The sequence below is a fragment of the Paraglaciecola algarum genome (assembly GCF_021532655.1).
Classification (GTDB): domain Bacteria; phylum Pseudomonadota; class Gammaproteobacteria; order Enterobacterales; family Alteromonadaceae; genus Paraglaciecola; species Paraglaciecola algarum.
The window spans coordinates 70199-88987 of record NZ_JAKGAS010000007.1 but is presented as its reverse complement, the minus strand read 5'-3'; the positions used below and the strand labels follow the sequence as shown (position 1 = coordinate 88987).

Annotated in this window: 13 protein-coding genes; 3 read left to right on the top strand and 10 right to left on the bottom strand. The window is 38.3% G+C overall.

Annotated features, from left to right (window positions below; translation table 11 throughout):
• Positions 1 to 3186 carry an efflux RND transporter permease subunit gene (locus L0668_RS13300; protein WP_235313164.1) on the bottom strand — a complete coding sequence of 1062 codons (3186 nt, stop codon included), beginning with the start codon at positions 3184 to 3186 and terminating at the stop codon, positions 1 to 3.
• A gap of 16 nt (positions 3187 to 3202) precedes the next feature.
• Positions 3203 to 4354 (bottom strand): efflux RND transporter periplasmic adaptor subunit, encoded by a 1152-nt coding sequence (locus tag L0668_RS13295; protein WP_235313163.1) that lies wholly within the window; start codon positions 4352 to 4354, stop codon positions 3203 to 3205.
• Positions 4355 to 4529: 175 nt separating this feature from the next.
• Between L0668_RS13295 and L0668_RS13290 the strand changes: the two genes are divergently transcribed.
• The gene (locus tag L0668_RS13290; RefSeq protein WP_235313161.1) at positions 4530 to 5402 is read left to right on the top strand and encodes an ATP-grasp domain-containing protein; all 873 of its coding nucleotides are present in this window, start codon (positions 4530 to 4532) and stop codon (positions 5400 to 5402) included.
• A 37-nt stretch (positions 5403 to 5439) separates the two neighbouring features.
• On the opposite strand, the gene L0668_RS13285 is transcribed toward L0668_RS13290, so the two are convergent.
• The 7 genes from L0668_RS13285 to L0668_RS13255 form a co-directional block, all read right to left on the bottom strand.
• Entirely contained in the window at positions 5440 to 5757 is a 318-nt protein-coding gene (locus L0668_RS13285) for a DUF4870 domain-containing protein (protein ID WP_235313159.1), read from the bottom strand.
• A 106-nt stretch (positions 5758 to 5863) separates the two neighbouring features.
• On the bottom strand, positions 5864 to 6595 hold the full coding sequence (locus L0668_RS13280; RefSeq protein WP_235313157.1) for a GGDEF domain-containing protein: 732 nt from the start codon (positions 6593 to 6595) through the stop codon (positions 5864 to 5866).
• A gap of 80 nt (positions 6596 to 6675) precedes the next feature.
• Positions 6676 to 8064: a siroheme synthase CysG gene (gene cysG, locus L0668_RS13275; protein WP_235313155.1), complete on the bottom strand. Its 1389-nt coding sequence runs from the start codon at positions 8062 to 8064 to the stop codon at positions 6676 to 6678.
• A gap of 145 nt (positions 8065 to 8209) precedes the next feature.
• Positions 8210 to 8923, bottom strand: a complete 714-nt coding sequence (locus L0668_RS13270) for a LytR/AlgR family response regulator transcription factor (protein ID WP_235313153.1) — start codon at positions 8921 to 8923, stop codon at positions 8210 to 8212.
• 4 nt (positions 8924 to 8927) lie between these two features.
• The gene (locus L0668_RS13265) at positions 8928 to 9962 is read right to left on the bottom strand and encodes a sensor histidine kinase (protein ID WP_235313151.1); all 1035 of its coding nucleotides are present in this window, start codon (positions 9960 to 9962) and stop codon (positions 8928 to 8930) included.
• A gap of 1 nt (position 9963) precedes the next feature.
• The gene (locus tag L0668_RS13260) at positions 9964 to 11367 is read right to left on the bottom strand and encodes an alpha/beta hydrolase family protein (protein WP_235313149.1); all 1404 of its coding nucleotides are present in this window, start codon (positions 11365 to 11367) and stop codon (positions 9964 to 9966) included.
• 229 nt (positions 11368 to 11596) lie between these two features.
• A complete protein-coding gene (locus L0668_RS13255; protein ID WP_235313147.1) occupies positions 11597 to 13342 on the bottom strand; it encodes a DEAD/DEAH box helicase in 1746 nt (581 codons plus the stop codon).
• A 326-nt stretch (positions 13343 to 13668) separates the two neighbouring features.
• Between L0668_RS13255 and L0668_RS13250 the strand changes: the two genes are divergently transcribed.
• Both L0668_RS13250 and prsT read left to right on the top strand, forming a co-directional pair.
• Positions 13669 to 14943 carry a TMEM143 family protein gene (locus L0668_RS13250; protein ID WP_235313145.1) on the top strand — a complete coding sequence of 425 codons (1275 nt, stop codon included), beginning with the start codon at positions 13669 to 13671 and terminating at the stop codon, positions 14941 to 14943.
• A 42-nt stretch (positions 14944 to 14985) separates the two neighbouring features.
• On the top strand, positions 14986 to 17754 hold the full coding sequence (prsT, locus tag L0668_RS13245) for an XrtA/PEP-CTERM system TPR-repeat protein PrsT (RefSeq protein WP_235313143.1): 2769 nt from the start codon (positions 14986 to 14988) through the stop codon (positions 17752 to 17754).
• Positions 17755 to 17866: 112 nt separating this feature from the next.
• On the opposite strand, the gene L0668_RS13240 is transcribed toward prsT, so the two are convergent.
• A complete protein-coding gene (locus L0668_RS13240; RefSeq protein WP_235313141.1) occupies positions 17867 to 18685 on the bottom strand; it encodes an ion transporter in 819 nt (272 codons plus the stop codon).
• Positions 18686 to 18789 lie beyond the last annotated feature (104 nt).

Here is an 18789-nt window from a genome sequence, read left to right as displayed (position 1 = left end):
TTAAGACTTTGAAATTCGCCTGCCTAAATAGGTCGCTGGCCATGCAATGATCCTAAACAGTCCCCCAAAACGATTTTTCAGATCTTCTAATATCATATACAAACACGGCACCAAAATTAGTGTAACCATAGTTGCATACAAGACTGCAAACCCTAACCCCACAGCCATAGGGATGACAAACTGGGCTTGTAGGCTAGTTTCGAACATTATCGGCAATACACCAGCAAAGGTAGTGATAGAGGTAAGAGTTATCGCCCTAAACCTTGCACAACCCGCTTCGGTTACCGCTTCTAAAATTGAATATCCTTGTTTACGCCTTTGATTGACAAAGTCGGTCATGACTAGGCTATCGTTAATGACCACCCCAGCTGCCGCAATTAAGCCAAATGCTGACATCATACTTAAATCAATACCAAAGAAGTAGTGCCCCCAAACTGCACCAGTAAAACTAAACGGGATCACCGACATAATAATTATAGGTTGCCCATAACTTTTTAAAGGCACGGCTAACAAAATATATACCAGTAACATACCAGCAATAAAAAAAGCTAACTGTTCGTCTTGTTGCGCTTGCTGTTCTTCTATAGCACCGCCTAGTTCTGATTTTACCCCAGGAAAATTAGATTTAAGCTGTGGTAGTAGTTTTTCCTGCACTTCTTTTATCACTTCATTTGGCTCAACCACTTCTTCATCAATAGACCCGTATACGTATACACTTCTGTAACCACCTTCTCGGCGAATATGATTAATACCTGGTTTTTCCGTTAGAGTCACTACATCACCTAACATGACTTCTTGCCCACTTGGCGTGGTAATCACAGCATATTTTAATTCAGCAAAACGTTCACGAGTGAGTTGAGGGTAACGGACCATTACTCTTACTTCTTCACCGTCGCGAATTACCCGTTGTGCTTCCCCACCAAAAAAGCTAGCACCAACTTGGTTGGCTATGGCGGCTAAATCTAAACCAAGATCATAGGCCACAGGTAGCAAGTCTATTTGAATTTCTTTACTGGCTGGGTCAATTGAAGAACTAATGTCGAATAACCCTTTTTGCTGTTGTAACATTGCAATAAATTCGCGGCCTGCAGCGTTCAGCATGTTTATATCAGCACCAAACAGCATGTAACCAAATTCGCCATCACCATTACCGCCTCCGTTAATGCTGTCTTGTATGGTGATAGATTTCATACCTGGAATAATGGGTAGTGCTTCTCGCCACCTTCTGGCCAATTCGAGTGCATCGAAATGACGCTCTTCTTCAATTACAAGTGGTGCAATAAGTCTTGCTTTAGTACGCCCTTGGTTAAACACCATAGTGTCTTGTAACATTGGGCTACCAAATTCTTGAATGACGTCTTTTTCTATATCTAACACCATCTTTTCAATGGTTTTTACCGCTTCAATAGTGGTGTCATCAGCCACATTGTCGTTCATTTCAATGGCAATAGCTGGGAAATCATGAGGTACTTTAGGGTTGGGGACTACTCGCACATAGTTGGCTGAAATTAGTCCCCAGCTGATCATGAGTACGGCAATAAATGTCATCAACACAAGCCATCGCCATTCGATACTGCGAGTGATAAAGTTCTTATATGGGCCGTTAACAAAATTAAAAAAGTTTTTGTTGAATCTGGCTCGCCAACTTGAGTCTTTAACTGGGGTAAATTTCATGTGGGCCAAATGGGCCGGTAATATCCATTTTGATTCGATTAAACTAAACACTAAACATAAAATTACCACAGTGGCGATGTTGATAAAAAACGCGCCTTCAGGTCCTTTAGAAAAAACAAATGGAGCAAAAACGGCAATCGTAGTTAATACACCAAATGTGGCTGGAGTGGCGACTTTTTTGGCACCACGCACCACACTTTCGACTCCTCCGCCTTTGGATTCAATCTCACTGTAGGAGGCCTCTCCTATGACTATGGCATCGTCTACCACTATGCCAAGTACCATAATAAATGCGAATAAAGACAAGATATTTATGGTGATGCCGAATACTGGCATCATCATAACTGCGCCCAAGAAACACACTGGTAATCCCACCATTACCCAAAATGCTAGCCTAAAGCGCAAAAATATAGTCAGCATAATGGCGACAAGTAAGGCTCCTTGGGTTAGATTTTTTAACATCATGTCTAGGCGAGCGTTAAGGTAGAAGGTCATGTCGACTAACACTTTTAACTCTAAACCTTCAGGTAAAGTTTTGTTACGGGCTTTAATATATTTATGAACTGATTCTGCAACAGGCACCATATTTTGATCTTTAGTGGCTTTGACCGACATGAATAAAGCGTTCTTACCAGAATATTTGAAGTAACGTTTACCTTCGGTGAAGCCATCTTTAATTATCGCCACGTCTTCTAAATAGACTTTGGCGCCATTTTTACCTACTTTTACTGGGATATGACGGAATTCGTCGCCATTGTAATATTGATTTTCAACCCTGACCGCCACTATGCCTGACTCTGTGCGCAACTGGCCGGCAGATATATTGGCTGAGTGTTTACGAATAGCTTGAGTAACATCATTAATTGTTAAATTATATTTACGTAAAATATCAGGATCGATTTCAATGGCGATTTCGTCCATTGGTGAATCTAATTCAACTAAAGACACATTGCTAAGTTGTAATAATTCGTCTTCTACTTGTTTGGCAATAGGTTTTAGCTCAGTAATGGGAATATCACCTACTAAAGACATTTCTATCACATCTTGACGAAACTCTACTTGTGAGATGGTTGGCGGTTCCATGCCCCCAGGGAAGGTGGCAATACTATCAATACGGGCTTTGACTTTGTCTAATACTTCTGTCAGTTCTTTGTCTTTTTGAATTTCTAAACTAATTGAGCCACTACCACGATAAGCCCGAGACACGGCTTTTTTAATTTCAGTGATACCTTTTAGAGATTCTTCAATTTTGATCAGTATGCTTTCTTCAATTTCTTGAGGAGAGGCGCCGCGATATACAGCGCTCACATTGATGTAATTAATTTCGACATTAGGAAACATTTGTCGTTGAATAGTGGCGTAACTAAATAAGCCCATAATGATGATAAAAGCCATCATTAAGTTGGCTGCCACAGAGTTATTGGCAAAAAATGCTATAAAACCAGTCTGTTTAGGTTCTTCTGCGTCGTTCTTTTCAACGATGGCATGGGGGTTTTCATTTTCACTATTCATGATTTATGCCTTTGAATTATTGTTGAACAACTAAATCTTGATCTGGCTCTGCAATTTTTACTTTCATACCTTTTTGTGGGTATTCAGGTAAGGTCATAATCAATTTATCTTGATTTTGTAGTCCTTCACTAATTAGGAAGTAAGCCCCTTCTTCACGCAGGATTTCAACACGTTTGGGTTGCATTTGTTGTTCTTCGTCCAACACCCAAATGATGCGGTTGGTCACTAAAGATTGAGGTAAACGATAAACTTGGCTTAAGGTTTTACCGGCAAAGCTGACTTCTACGTAATGACCAAATTTTAATGCTGGTTGTGACGATTTTAAGCTATAGGGATCTTCAACTCGGACTACCAATTGGCTCATACGAGTATCTTGGTCAATAATACCTAAGTCGCGACTGATAGTGGCCGTTCTAGAAATGGAGTTGTAACCTTTAGTGCTAACCGTTGCTTCTTGTTGGGCAATGTTTAGCGGTAAAAACTCACGGTCAAAGCCAGCTATTGGAAAGGATATTTCAGCAGTTTCAATATTATATATTTCTGCTATTTGAGCACCTTGATTGACGTATTGGCCTACACCTAAGTTACGTTTTACTACTAGTGCATCGTACGGTGCTTTAACTTCACAGTTTTCGAGGTCTCGCTGGGCAATTTTAAGTCTAGCTTGAGCTGATTTTACTGCTGCTTGCGCACTTAATAATTGAGGTTTACGTAAATACAGGTCAGAGATTTTACTTTGTGATAGACCTTTTGCTTCTCTTTTAGCTACGTCTGCTCTAGCTTGCTCTTCGATAAGTTGAGATTTGGCAAGTGTAAGGTTAGCTTCTGCTTGTAATAAAGCGGCTTCGTATGTGTCTTTTTCAATATTAAATAATGTGTCACCACGTAACACTAACCCACCGGCTACGAAATTAGGATGCCAACTGGTTACTTCACCAGACACTTGCGCTGACAACATAGTGCTTTCTAATGGCGCGACTTCACCATAACTGGTAATATTGACTTGGTAGTCTTCTGCTATCGCTGTCTCTACTTTAACCGTTGGGCGCGTATCAACTACTTCTTTTTCTTCTTCTTGATCTGCTGAAGCTTTAATTACGCTCAATCCACCAAAGCCAATTAATAAAATTAACACTGGTAAAGCTATTTTCATCCATGCGGTTTTCATAGTATATGCCTGTAATTATAATCTTAACCCGCATATAGTAACTTAGGATAAGTCGCATACCTATTTGCATTTGTAAAAATATGTGAAGTAATACACATATTTTCTGTATGGAATTAATTATGCGTCTGCAAAATGCTAATTTGACTATCAAATAACCTTAAATTAAAGGATTGCTATGAAGCGATGTGCCTTATTAACTACAGATAATCTTGAAGACTTTTTTGTGTATGACCAAATGTTAATTGAGCCTTTAAAACAATATGGCTGGTTAGCAGAGGAAGTGTCTTGGCGTAACAGGAGGATTGACTGGAGTGTATTTGATGTAGTGATTATTCGCAGTACCTGGGATTACCAACAATTTTGCGAAGAATTTCTCACTTGTTTACGGGAAATTGACGCTTCTTCAGCTCAATTGGAAAATAGTTTAAAGGTTGTCGAATGGAATATTAGTAAGGCGTACTTAAAAGATTTACAAAATCAAGGAGTGAGTATAGTACCCACATTGTGGTTTGAGTCTTTTGACTACGCCAAAATAACTTCAGGTTTCGAACATTTTAGTACACAGGAAATGGTCATTAAGCCGTTAATTAGCGCAAACGCTGATTTCACTTATCGATTCACTCGAGACTCATTAGTTGGTTTAAATAACGAGTTATCTGATGTTTTTTCTGACAGAGAGTTTATGTTACAGCCATTCTTACCCGGCATTATTGATGAGGGTGAGTATTCACTTTTTTATTTTGATGGAAATTATAGTCATGCCATTTTAAAGAAACCCAAATCTGGAGACTTTAGAGTTCAAGAAGAACATGGAGGGCAGTTAGAAACCATTCAAGCTACAGAAGATATGTTAACAGTAGCAAGGCATAGTTTAGCTGCGTTACCTGATGATGTGTTGTACGCAAGAGTCGATATCATTCGTCACAAGCATGAATTTGTGGTGATTGAAATAGAATTAATTGAACCTTCACTCTATTTCAATATGGATCCTGAATCCCCTCAATGTTTTGTGGATGCTTTCGTAACAAAATTTGGAAAAGGAAATTAAAGGCTCGTACTCGTAAACGTGCCTTCAACAAACTGGTTTATTTGATAAGACGGATTGCAAAAGGGGTTTTGAAATCTTCGCCCTTAGAGCCCGCGATAGCGCCCATGATGCAAAATATTAAGTGGCATATTCCAATAACGGGAAATAAAAATATACCTATCACAATAAAACTTAAAACAGTGGCAATGGCATACCCAATGATAGCCGTGATTGACCAGTTTAATGCTTCAATAGCATGACCTTTGATGTACGCATCGTCAGTTTTGACTAAATACAAAACTAAGCCCGGTATAAATCCAAAAAAGATAGTAAGTACCCAGTTTAGAATAGCGATGTTTTTTGAATCTTGATCCATGTTTATATCCTCTTTGTAATTTTAATATCCATCTAATACCAGTTCATGCTGATATAAATTCGCTGTGAATTAATAGCAGATTAAGGCCGATTTGGGAAGTTAGAAATCAACCCTCTGCTAGCATTACTCTGTTTCTACCTTGCTCTTTTGCAAGTTTCAATCCTTGGTCTGCTCGTTTTAATGTTGCTTCTAAATCCGTTTCTTCTGATTGTAATTCGGACACCCCTGCGCTTACACTGACTTCCAAGATTAATTTGTCCGTTGAGAGTGGGGCCGACAGCACTTTTTGATTAATTTTAGTCGCAAGTCTTAGTGCCTGCTCTAGATTGGTTTGCGGCAATAATAAAACGAATTCTTCACCATCAAATCTAAACACATTATCTGACTCACGACAGTTTGCGCTAATGGTTAAAGCTACATGTTTGATTACCGCATCACCAACCTGATTGCCATATTGGCTATTTATGGATTTAAAATGATCGATGTCGAAGCGGATGATTGATAGTTGCCATCTATATCGCAGACTAAGTGCTATGGTTTGTTTAGCCAATGGTGTAAATGTGTGTCTTTGATTTAAACCCGTTAAAGTATCTTGAGTGTTGGCTAGTTGAAGTTGTGTTATTAATTGTTCTACTTTGTTGAGCAGTGGAAATATGACTCCGAAAAGTACTATTGCACTAGAGATTAGTACTATGCTTATTAACCTTGTTTGAATTGAAAGGGGAATAGAAAGGATGTCTAAAGTGTGTATAAGTAATAAAACACTGCAACCAATTAAAGCAACCAAGGCGACGAGATTGATTGCTTTAATCTGATTTGTAGTTAAATGAATGGCCAATGTCTTGTTTCCCTACAGAATACCCTTGAACTCCATACTATAGTAGACACTTACTTCTGTTTAAAGCAATTAGATAAGGACTAATTGTTTTCGTCATACCAATTTAATTTTTTATGTAAACTGACTACCGAGCCAACTATAATTAAGGTCGGTGGACGAATTCCTGCTTGTTCAGCAATACTTTGAATAGTGCTTAGGGTACCTGTTACCACTTTTTGTCTTGGAGTCGTGGCTGATTGTACCATGGCAGCTGGAGTGTCAGGCGATAACCCATGCTCTATGAGTTTTTCACATATTATTGGAAGACCCGTGAGTCCCATGTAAAACACTATGGTTTGATCTTGCTGAGCTAACCCTTGCCAATTTAAATTAATACTGTTGTCTTTGAGATGGCCAGTTGCAAATACCACTGATTTTGAGTGATCTCTATGGGTCAAAGGAATGCCGCAGTAACTAGCCGCACCACTGGCCGCGGTAATGGCAGGCACCACTTGAAAGTTAACGCCATGGTCGATTAGAGTTTCTATTTCTTCCCCACCGCGGCCAAAAATAAATGGATCGCCACCTTTTAATCTAACTACTCGATTTCCTTCTAGCGCGAGTCTAGCTAATAATTCATTAATTTTTTCTTGGGGCACAGCATGATCACTTTTTGCTTTGCCCACATAAATTTTTTCTGCATCGCGACGCACCATTTCTAGAATTTCTGGTGACACTAATCTGTCATAGACCACCACATCGGCTTTCTGCATTAACCGCAGAGCTTTAAATGTGAGTAACTCTGGATCTCCCGGACCGGCGCCGACTAAATAAACTTCACCTTGAGTTTGTTTGGTTTCTGGATCTTCTAGCTTAGCCAGCAATTTTTGTTCAGCCTGTTCAACCTTACCTTGATAGATATTTTCAGCTATATCACCATCTAACACATCTTCCCAAAAGTAACGTCTTTGGGTGACTGTGTTTAATTTTTGTTTCACGAGTTCACGAAATTTTTCAGAAAACTGGCCAAGTAAACTGACTTTGTGAGGAATAACTGTTTCTAATTTTTGTCTTAAATATCTGAGTAATACAGGTGCTACACCACCACTACTAATAGCAATAGTAATGGGGGAACGGTCGACTATAGATGGTGTTATGAACTGACATAAAGGCGTGTTATCAACCACATTCACTAATATTTTTTGGGCACGAGCTTGGTCGTGAATCGCTACATTGAGTTCGCCATTATCCGTCGCCACAAATACCATTTGTTGATCTAACATGTCGGACTCTGCATAAGGTCTAACATGTAATTTAATTTTTTTCTGCTCTGCAAATTCTTTAACAGTATCGCAAGCCCATGGAGCGACAACTGTAATTTGGGCTGAACTTTTAAGTAATAACTCAACCTTACGCGCGGCAACTTCACCGGCGCCGACAACTAAACAAGATAGGTCTGTGGTATCTAAAAAAATTGGAAAGTATTTCATTGGGTCTTACTCTAAGTGCTGTATAAGCATTTTGCCCTTTAATAGCCAGTGAATAAACAGTCTATAGCGACAATTTTATGTTTTTTGGTTATTAGCCAAACTGACTTTATTTGTGTTTAGACTTACTTGTTACTTTTTAATGAAATTATAGAGACATTTGTTTTTTAAATTCAGTCGCTCGTCTGCGAGATAATTCAATTATTTTGCCGTTTTCTAAACTAATCAAAAGGTGGCCGTTTAAAACCATCTCAACATTTTTCACATATTGCATATTAATTAACTCGGTGCGGTTAGCTCGAAAAAAATTTCCTATGGGTAAGCGAGATTCAATCTGGTTTAAAGATTTATAAATCATAGGTTTATGTTGTTCAAAGTATAAGCGCGTATAGTTGCCAATTGATTCAAACAATTGCACTTGCTGTAATTCAACTAACCAACATTGTTCTTTTTCTTTGACGAAGAAACGACTATTGGGTTGTAATGTTTGGTCTGGTGATATGGCTGCAGATTTAAACTGTTGCCTCGCTTTGTCGATTGCTCCTTGTAATCTGTCATTAGTAATGGGCTTAAGTAAGTAATCTAATGCATTCACTTCAAAGGATTTAACCGCATATTCGTCATAGGCTGTAGTGAAAATTATCTGAGGTAAAAAATCGAGTTTTTCCAATAAAGCAAAACCGTCCATACCCGGTAATTGAATGTCTAAAAATAGTAAATCAGGGTGGGATTGGTGGATTAATTCTATACCTGCTTCTGCATTTTCAGCTTCGGCGATTAATTCTATATCAGTAAATTGAGAAAGTTGCTCTTTAAGTTCTACTCTTGCCAACCGACTATCTTCAATAATTATTGCGCGCATGATATCAACCCTTTGGTATTAATATTCTAGCAAGTACTAACTCATTAACTTGTTTTATCTCGAAACTTGCTTCGTTGTCATACAGCATAGCCAATCGGCTTTGAATATTTTGAAGACCAATTTTTGTATCTTGCGGTTTGGATCCTGTGACTAGTTGCCCATGATTGGTAACTTCAATACTAATATTATTGGTAAGTAACTTAATTTTTAATTTGACTTCGCCACCTTGCATTCTTTTAGCTATACCGTGCTTTATAGCATTTTCCAACAGTAGTTGGAGGAGCATTCGTGGAATTAAAATGTCCTGATCGATATTATCGTCAAGTTCTACCACAAAGGTTAACCTATCTTCGAATTGAATGGATGCAAGTGCCATAAATGCATTGGCAATTTCTAGTTCTTTGCTTAACGCTTCTAACGCTTTGTCTTGATCTTTTAAATTGTATCGCAACATATCTGCCATATGAGCCAACATGTCTCTAGCTTTATGTTTATCTTCTAAAATCAATGCGCGAATATTGTTAATACTGTTAAACATAAAGTGTGGGTTTAACTGATTCATTAAAGCGTGTAACTGAGATTGTTGTAAATTGTCTTGCAGCGCCTGTTGTTTCTGGTTTAAGTCATCAACTTGGCGTTGGCGAGTGACAAATAAGTATAAGCCCGTCCAAATTGATAAAAACAACCACATCATAAATATGTTGTATTGATAAATTTGCATGGCATTCACTTTGTCATCTGTAAAAGCCTGATGACCACTCAAATACAATAGCAACATCATTCCAGAAGAGGATAAAAACGCTCCAACAAAACTGACCAAAAAAGCTACAGGTATAAGTTTGGCTATAGTAAGTTGGGCACAATACTGTTTAAAAATATAACGCATCCCATGGCTAACCAATAAACCCAAGCTATACAAAATTAATACTGCTAACAAAAGTGACGGTATCATCATTTTAGCGGCGTATTTACCGCTAAAGTCCAAAGTCAATAGGGTAAACCAGCCAATGATTTGATATCGCCAATAAGGTGTTAACATTTTAAAATCTCGTAATTAACCATTGAGAAAGTGTATCTAGGGCAACTTTGTTTATCGTTTCGTTAATTTGCGCATATTCAATTACGTGACCGGTTTTAGCTTTTTGAAAAAGATGATTTAGACCAGGTAATAAGGTGATAGTAACATCCTTATTCTGGCTTTTTGTCATGATTTTCTGAATTCCAGCTAGATTGGCTTGGCCGTTTACTTGTATGTCTAAGTCTCCATTTATAGCTAACAAGGGCATGTTTAATTGCTTTAAAATCTCAGCTGGTTGATACGAAGTAAATGACTGGCCCCATGGGCTAGTTAACATTTTGGACATAGTGCTGAGGAGCTGTTCATTTGCTCCGGGTATGGTGCTGAATAAAGTTTTTAGGTCAGCTTCAGTGGCGTGATTTGCTGCCATAGTAGCGGCTTTATACTGTAAATTATAAATAGCCGCGCCATCTGTCATACCTGATGCTAAGCCTAATTCTTTTTGTTGAGTAGCCCATAATTCTGTACCTGAAACACCTAATCCTGCAAGCATAATGATATACGCAACTTTTGGTTGCCGAGCAGCAAATATTGGTGCTGTCATACCACCTTCGCTATGACCAATTAGGCCGATTTTGCTGGCTTCTATGTCTTTTCGTTGTGACAGGTAATTAAAGGCTGATTCAACGTCAAATGAGAAATCGTTAATTGTAGCATTGTCGAATTTACCACCAGACTTTCCTGTGCCTCGGTCATCAGTGCGCAGAACGGCATACCCTAACCGAGTTAAGTGATCTGCTATTACCTTGAATGGTTTGTGATTCATTAAATTGGAATCTCGATCTTGTGGGCCAGAGCCAGACACTAAAATTGCTGCCGCAAAAGGGCTATTGCCCTTAGGTTTGGTTAAGGTACCTGCAAAACTAAAATTTTGCTTAACATGGGTATAACTCACTTCTTCTTCAATATATGGATATGGGGCTTGTGGCTCTTGTGGGCGAGCGTTAGCTTCTGCGACCTGTTGTTTCAACTCTGGGGTTAACGGGGTTAGAGAGAGGGGAAGTTTGCCTCCACCTTGACTGAATGTCCCTACCAGTTCTCCTCCTTGGTATTCTCCCTTAAATTGTGCACCTATGCTCGAAAACCGAAATAAGAAGTGTTGGTTTTTGATATTTGTATGACTCGCTGCAATGCCCATCGCGCCTTGCTCCACGCTGTCTAAAGTTGCTAGGTAATTGCCATCTTTTTGCTTGATATGAAGAATGAGGGTTAAGCTCATTTCTGGCGTTATATTAAGTTTACCTGTCCAATCTTGTGTCCAGTCAGGATTCGCTTTTGAATCAGTAACCCACAGAACTAACATGAGCATAAACAACCACATTGGAATAGGTTTACGACTTTGTTTACAAATATAAGATTTGAACATGATATTTCTCCTTGTTGATGTCGAAAATTACGATATCAAAAGAAATATTGTTTGAATGATTTTTATGACGAACGTACTAAAAAGCGGATAAGTGGTTACACCAATTATTTACTGTATTTGGTATTACTTGAATTGACATCACTCAGGATAATTCAAATTTTGATGTTAAAAAAAGGGCTAATAAAAATTAGCCCTTTATATATTCAATTAAATGATTGAATCAAATTAATTATTTGCGATTGCCTGGATTGCCACGCTTTTTAGGTGGTTGATCTGACCATTCACGCATACCTAAACTGCGGCCTGCTACGCGTGTTTTTTGTAACACGTCTTGTGTTGTTTTAGGCATATCCTTAGGTAAATCTACTGTGCTGAAATTGTCATAAATTTCGATAGCACCTATGTTTTTACTACTGATATTCGCTTCGTTTGCAATAGCGCCAACTATGTTGCCTGGCTTAGCACCATGAGTATGACCTACTTCGATACGGTAGCGTTGCATGCCTTCACTAGGAGGACCTGACTTACGTTCACGCTTAGGACGGTCATTACTGCGGCCGCGGTCTCTACCGCCACGATCGTTTCTATCACCTCTATCTCCACGATCGTTGCGGTCGTTTCTCGGTGGACGAGAGTTTAAGTCTGGGCGGTCACTTTCTTTAAGTATAAGTGGTTCATCACCTTGTGCAATCTTAGCCAATGCAGCCATGATCACTTCAGGAGCGGCTTCGGTTTCTTCTTGAATTGATTCAACAATTGGGATCAAGGTTTCAATGGAAGAATCACTCATCGCTTCAATCACACTGCTTTTGAAACGACTTAAACGTGTTTCATTTAGCTCTGAAATTGAAGGTATCGCCATTGAGTCAATAGATTGTTTTGTAGCGCGCTCTATTGAGAACAACATACGTTTTTCACGATGTGAAATAAATAATATTGCATCCCCTTCACGGCCCGCACGACCTGTACGACCAATCCTGTGTACATAAGATTCTGTATCGTAAGGTACATCAAAGTTAATTACGTGACTAACACGTTCAACATCTAGACCACGGGCTACAACGTCAGTGGCAACAAGAATATCAATTTTGCCTTTTTTCAATCGATCAACAGTACGTTCACGAGAGTTTTGTGGAATATCACCATTTAAAGGTTCTACAGCATAACCGCGAGCTGATAATTTTTCGGCTAATTCCATAGTCGCGGTTTTAGTACGCACAAAAATGATAGCGCCATCGAAGTTTTCCACTTCCATGATACGGGTCAAGGCTTCCATCTTATGATGGCCTGCCACTTGGCAATAACGCTGACGAATTGTACTAGCTGTGGTGACTTTTGATTCAATTTTCACTTGCTTAGGGTCATTCAAATAACGCTTGGTTATTTTGCGAATTGGATCTGGCATGGTGGCTGAGAACAACGCGGTTTGGCGTTCTTTAGGTGCATGGCTCAAAATCCATTCTACGTCGTCAATAAAGCCCATACGTAGCATTTCGTCAGCTTCATCAAGTACTAAGAATTTTAATTTATCTAATTTAAGTGTGTTCTTTTTAATGTGGTCGATAACACGACCAGGTGTACCTACGACTACTTGTGCACCACGTCTTAGCTGACGGATTTGATTGTCGTAAGAAGAACCACCGTAAACAGGTAGTACGTTAATTTTCTTAGAAAAGCTGGCATATACTTGGAAAGCTTCGGCTACTTGAATAGCTAGCTCCCTAGTCGGTGCCAATACTAATAATTGGGTGTTTTTGTCATCAGGGTCAACGTTGGCTAGCATAGGCAAAGCAAATGCTGCCGTTTTACCAGTACCGGTTTGCGCCGTTCCTAATAAATCGTCACCGTTTAATATAATTGGAATACTTTCAGCTTGAATAGGAGTTGGTTTTTCATAACCAACTTTTTCTAATGCTTGCAGCAGTTCTTCGGGTAGGTTTAAATCTCTAAATGTAATATCAGATGTGGTTGTCATCAATGTTCCCAGGGTACAGGCAGGCACAGCATTATTTGAATCGGTAATACAATTTCTAAAATCGGTAATACAATTATTTAAGGCGAAGCCGGCACGGTTTCAAAGGTCAAATTATATTCGATTTTCTAGATTTACTCCACGTAATGCTTTGTTTAATTGCATTATTTTTCAAAAATGTGTTTTTATAATGCTTTATTTTGTAGTTTATTGTCAGAAATGTTGAGAAAGCCCCATGCGGTTAGTGCAAATAATTAACATTTGCTGATATTGGTTAACAAGCCAATTTAAGTGACTCAGTTTATTGAAAGACTATTTTTAGGAAATTTATGCAAAAATCAGGGGAAACATTAAGTGAAAAGAATGGACAGAAAGACCGTTTCATTCCTTTGCGAAAAGCTGATGTAATTCAAGCTTGTATTCATGATTCACGGTTATCTGTTGAACAAAATGTAAAGTTTGCTGACTTCTGTCGCATATTAACCAGCACTTTGCATTTTGAGTATCACCAAATACTTGAGGCTTTAAAAGAGAATTATGCCCCATTTGATCCAAACAGCGATACTTTAAAATTAGATCAAGATAGTCCTGAAATTCTGGCACAAAAACAGCAAAAATTTGCTCAAGATTTTACCCAAGTACTCAACGCAGCAAATTTTGAAAAAATCACAGATACAGATTTACAAGAAGCTTTGCATGAAGAATCTCTGTTTAAAGTAAGGTTAGTCGTGGAGTTTGAAGATTTTGAAGAAGTGGTGTTTTATCGCAGGGGAGAACAACAGAAAACGGAAGTGTTGAGCCAATATTGGGGCCTTAAAAAGCAAAAGATCCGATTTACCAATTACGACAAAGTGACTGTATATATTAAGTTTAAAGATGCAGAATATTTTAAGCAGAAAAACAAAACAGTGGCGCATTTTGAACCTGGCTCTACGGTCATTAAGTTGTTTCAAAACATTCCAAAAGCTGACTTAGAAATGTTGTTTCCTAACAGTGAAGTACGGATGCGAAATATTGATAAAGCAATTATTGGTGGTTCAGCGCTCGTAGGAGGGGCGGTGGTTTTGGTAACTAAGTTGGGTGCGTCTCTTGTTTTAGTTGCAGCCTTAATGAGTTATTGGATTGGACTAAGTAACAAGGAAGTGGTGATAGGCAGTCAGCAGTTATTAGTATTAGGTGCCGGACTAGCTGTACTTGGCGGTTTTATTTTTAAAGAGTGGAGTAAATTTAAAAATAGAAAACTAAGTTTTATGAAAACCTTAGCCGATAATTTGTATTGCAAAAACTTAGACAATAATAGCGGAGTTTTTCATCATTTAATCGACTCAGCAGAAGAGGAAGAGTGTAAAGAGGCGATATTGGCTTACTACTTTTTATTGGTTAGTCAGTCAGGCTTAACTAGTCAAGAGTTAGATAAGGAAATAGAAACTTGGTTTGATGACAAATTTGGGCTTAAATTGGATTTTGAAATAGAGGATGCGTTAGCTAAATTATTACGCTTGAAACTGGTCACTGTAATGGACAACTCTTATTCAGCCGTGCCACTTAATCAAGGGCTGATTATTTTAGATAAAAATTGGGACCAAGTGTTTAAGTTTCATTAAGTCGGGTTATTATAGAGTTAATCAATTGATAGGGAAAAATAGATGAAAACTTTTTGTAAGACGGGTCTGAATTTAGTCATGGTAGGGATGTTATTGGGTGGCTTAGCAGGTTGCGGTCAAAAAACCAGTGATGAATACATACAAGAAGCCAAACAATTTACGGTTGAAAATAACGCCAATGCTGCAATTTTATCTTTAAAAAATGCCATTCAAGTTGACCCAAAATCAGCCTTGGCTCGTTTTGAATTAGGCCAATTGTATTTGCAGCAAAAGCAGTTTGAAAATGCTGAAAAAGAGTTAAACCGAGCCTTAGAATATGGCTATGACGCGTCGAAGGTTATCCCTCTGTTAACTCAGGCTTACCATCAAACGGGGGCGTACTCAGCTATCAGTAAGATAGAACATGGAAATGCCGGTTTAACCTCGGTAGAACGAGCTGAGATTGGTTATTTTAAAGTTTTGTCTTTAGTTCGTTTGAATAAATTAGAAGACGCCAAGGTATTAATAGAAGAACTTGCAAGTTTAGATACTAGTTCAATATATAAACCACTCACAGCAGCCTATATGTTTGTAGTGGATAGAAACTATCAAGAAGCTTTAACTCAAGTGACTGCGTTGAAAGAACAGGCACCTCAAAATGCTGAGTTATTGAAATTATTGTCACAATTGCATTTGTCTCTACGTCAGACTGATCAGGCAATTGAAGTGTTTACTGAATATGTTAGTTTGTTCCCTGAAGATAGTCAGACTGTGTTTGTTTTGGCAAAGTTGCTGGTGGATACTGGTAAGGCTGCTCAAGCAGATTCGTACATAGATAAACTTTTATTGATAAACGGTACAAATCCGTTATTAAATCAACTTAAGGCTGCCACTAGTGCCGCAAAACAAGAATACGCCACTGCGTTAAAATATGCCGAGTTTGCTATTAATGCCGGGATTAATGAGACTTCTTTAGCTCTAATTGCTGGTTATTCCGCCTATCAAATTCAGGACTATACTAGTGCCAACAGGCATTTGTCCTATGTCGCTAGTGTTCTGCCAGATAATCACCCAGGTTTAAAACTTTTAGCGGCCAGTCAATTGCAGTTAGGTTTAACTTCAGAGGTAGGTGACGTGTTAGGTCGGCTAGATAGCTTGTCTGAACAAGATGCTCCTTTGTTTTCTAAAGCTAGTTACGAACTTTTAAAAGATGGTTTTGAAAAAGAAGCGGAAGGACTTGTAGAGCGCTCCACAGGATTGAGCAATACAGCTGAGGATTTAACTCGTTTAGGTTTATTGCAACTTTCACTAAATAACTTAGATGGCATAGTCAATTTAGAAGAAGCTGTGGCTAAATCGCCTGATTTAGAAGCAGCACAAACCACTTTGGGTAAAGCCTATTTAGCTACTCAACAGTTTGATAAAGCCCTGATATTAGCCAATGAATGGAAAACTAGTGCACCAAATGACATAAAACCTTTTATGTTAGCAGGTGAGGTTTATACCAAACAACAAAAGTACTCCGAAGCCAAAAACGAATTTAAACAAGCCTTGAGCAAATCGCCAAATAATGTGTCGCCACAGTTAGCTATGGTGAACTTAGAGTTGTTGCAAAAGAATGTCTCTCAAGCGTCTCAGATGTTAGATGACATTTTGGTGGAATATCCGCAAAACGTGCCTGCTTTAGCGACGCAATATTTAATTGCGAAGCAAGAAGGAGACGCGAGTTTAGCTCTGAGTAAAATTCAACAAGCCTTTAATGGCGATAAACAAAACTTAGGTTTACGTTTGTTGTTAGCAAGAGTGCAGGCAGCTGAGCTAAACTATGCAGGATCCATAGAACTACTAAAAGATTTAAAAAATGGCAAAGACTTGCCAATTGGATATTGGAAAATTTTAGGCCAAAGTTATATTCGAACAAATCAAGTAACAAAAGCCAATCAACACTACGATGCTTGGTTGGCACAACAGCCTAATAACAAAGACGCTAATATTGGTAAGTTGCTCTTGTTAGATAACAAAAATAAGTTTGAAGATGCACTAAAAGTGACGACAGGTTTTTTAAATAATCGTGACGATTTACAAATGCAGCTTTTACATTTGCACTTTTTGCTAATGAGTTCAGATTACGAACAAGCGCAAGTTAAATATAATTTATTACCTGAATCTGTGGTGGATAAACCTTTGGTTAAAGGGTTTCTTGCTCGCTTACAATTAAAGGATAAGCAGCCAGAGTTAGCCATAGAAAACGCTTTAACAGCTTATAATGCTAGTCCTACTACGCGAAACTTGTTGGTGATTTTAGCAAGTTATGAACAGTTAAAACAAAGTGCTAAAGGTACCCAATTACTGGCTGAACATGTATCCAAACAACCTAACGACCAAACTGCTCGTATGTTGTTAGCAGAAAGACAGCTAGGTTCGGATGTGTCTTCTGCCATAGCCTCGTATGAAACGGCTATTCAACAAAATCCCCAAAACTATGTGGCTAGAAATAATTTAGCTTATTTGTATTTACAAGCGGGACAAATTGATAAAGCTAAAGAGCATGGAGAAGCAGCTGTCGCGATAAAACCAGATAATGCTGCTGCCTTGGACACACTTGCACAAATCCGGATGGCTGAAAAAGATTATACAGAAGCGGTGAAATTGTATGATCGCGCTGTGACTGATCAAATGCAAAATGAAGAAATTTATCTGAATTATGTCGATGCATTGTTCGCAGCAGATAATGCTTTTTTAGCGGAACGTACTTTGAAAAAACGCGAATATAAACTGCCTGAATCTATTCAGCGCGTTACTGAGTTAAAAGCTAAGTTTAAAATTCAGTAACCTAGTTCAATTCCACGTTAATAAGTGGTCACTTATTAACGTGGATTGGTAAAATCGGGCCCCTCAATAATTGATTAGGGAATTTTAATTTTTATTGAAACATAAACTTTACTTAATGCTTGTCAATTTTCAGAGTATTCACTTGAGCTTGTAAAGAAGTAATTTGTGCAGATATATCTTTCAAACTAGGTTCGCCGTCTTCTTCTAACTTTTCTGCCCTAGCCTTAGCGTTTTCTTGCTCCATCACACCCACAACTATACCAATTACCATATTCAAAAACGCAAAGGCGGTGAAGAATATAAAGGTTAAATAGAAGACCCAGCTAAGTGGATACACCTCCATTGTTTCGTACATGACATCAGTCCAATCTTCAAAAGTCATCACCCTAAATAAAGTCAATAAAGAGATAGTAATATCGCCCCATAACACAGGGTTGATTGCTTCAAATAAGGTGCTACCTATGGCTGCATAGATGTAAAAGATAATGAACATAAGTAACATTACATAACCAAGCTGTGGTAATGCTTTTACTAAAGAAACTAATAATATACGTAGTTCAGGAATAATCGAAATCATCCGCAACACTCTGAATACTCTTACTAAACGAGCAATCACGGCTAGTTCAGCATCATCTGCTGGAATAAGGCTGACAATAACAATTAGAGTATCGAAGATGTTCCAAAAACTTTTAAAGAAGTCTCGTTTTTTGTGTTCTGCTAAAAAACGAATAGTGATCTCTGTTAAAAAGAATGCACTAATAAACCAATCTAGAAACTTAGTGACCAATAACATAGTGCTGGTATTTGACGCATCGTATGTTTTTGCACCCACTAATAATGCAGAAAATATGATAACGGTCACTACAAAAATTTCAAAAAGTTTGTTGCTTCGAATTTGGATAAATGTATTTTTTAGACTTGATGCTTTCATAGGGTTATCGACTGAAAAATTAACGGCGTTAGAATAGTGATTTAGTTGAATCTGTCAATAAAAAAGGCAGCGATTGCTGCCTTTGATAATTAAGTATGTAAACA

What these genes read in the sequence shown, in the direction of transcription:
- L0668_RS13290 (WP_235313161.1), top strand. Translation starts at nt 4,530, where the DNA reads ATGAAGCGATGTGCCTTATTAACTACAGATAATCTTGAAGACTTTTTT.
- L0668_RS13265 (WP_235313151.1), bottom strand. Translation starts at nt 9,962, where the DNA reads ATGTTAACACCTTATTGGCGATATCAAATCATTGGCTGGTTTACCCTA.
- L0668_RS13240 (WP_235313141.1), bottom strand. Translation starts at nt 18,685, where the DNA reads ATGAAAGCATCAAGTCTAAAAAATACATTTATCCAAATTCGAAGCAAC.
- L0668_RS13250 (WP_235313145.1), top strand. Translation starts at nt 13,669, where the DNA reads ATGCAAAAATCAGGGGAAACATTAAGTGAAAAGAATGGACAGAAAGAC.
- L0668_RS13270 (WP_235313153.1), bottom strand. Translation starts at nt 8,923, where the DNA reads ATGCGCGCAATAATTATTGAAGATAGTCGGTTGGCAAGAGTAGAACTT.
- L0668_RS13300 (WP_235313164.1), bottom strand. Translation starts at nt 3,186, where the DNA reads ATGAATAGTGAAAATGAAAACCCCCATGCCATCGTTGAAAAGAACGAC.
- prsT (WP_235313143.1), top strand. Translation starts at nt 14,986, where the DNA reads ATGAAAACTTTTTGTAAGACGGGTCTGAATTTAGTCATGGTAGGGATG.
- cysG (WP_235313155.1), bottom strand. Translation starts at nt 8,064, where the DNA reads ATGAAATACTTTCCAATTTTTTTAGATACCACAGACCTATCTTGTTTA.
- L0668_RS13255 (WP_235313147.1), bottom strand. Translation starts at nt 13,342, where the DNA reads ATGACAACCACATCTGATATTACATTTAGAGATTTAAACCTACCCGAA.
- L0668_RS13285 (WP_235313159.1), bottom strand. Translation starts at nt 5,757, where the DNA reads ATGGATCAAGATTCAAAAAACATCGCTATTCTAAACTGGGTACTTACT.
- L0668_RS13260 (WP_235313149.1), bottom strand. Translation starts at nt 11,367, where the DNA reads ATGTTCAAATCTTATATTTGTAAACAAAGTCGTAAACCTATTCCAATG.
- L0668_RS13295 (WP_235313163.1), bottom strand. Translation starts at nt 4,354, where the DNA reads ATGAAAACCGCATGGATGAAAATAGCTTTACCAGTGTTAATTTTATTA.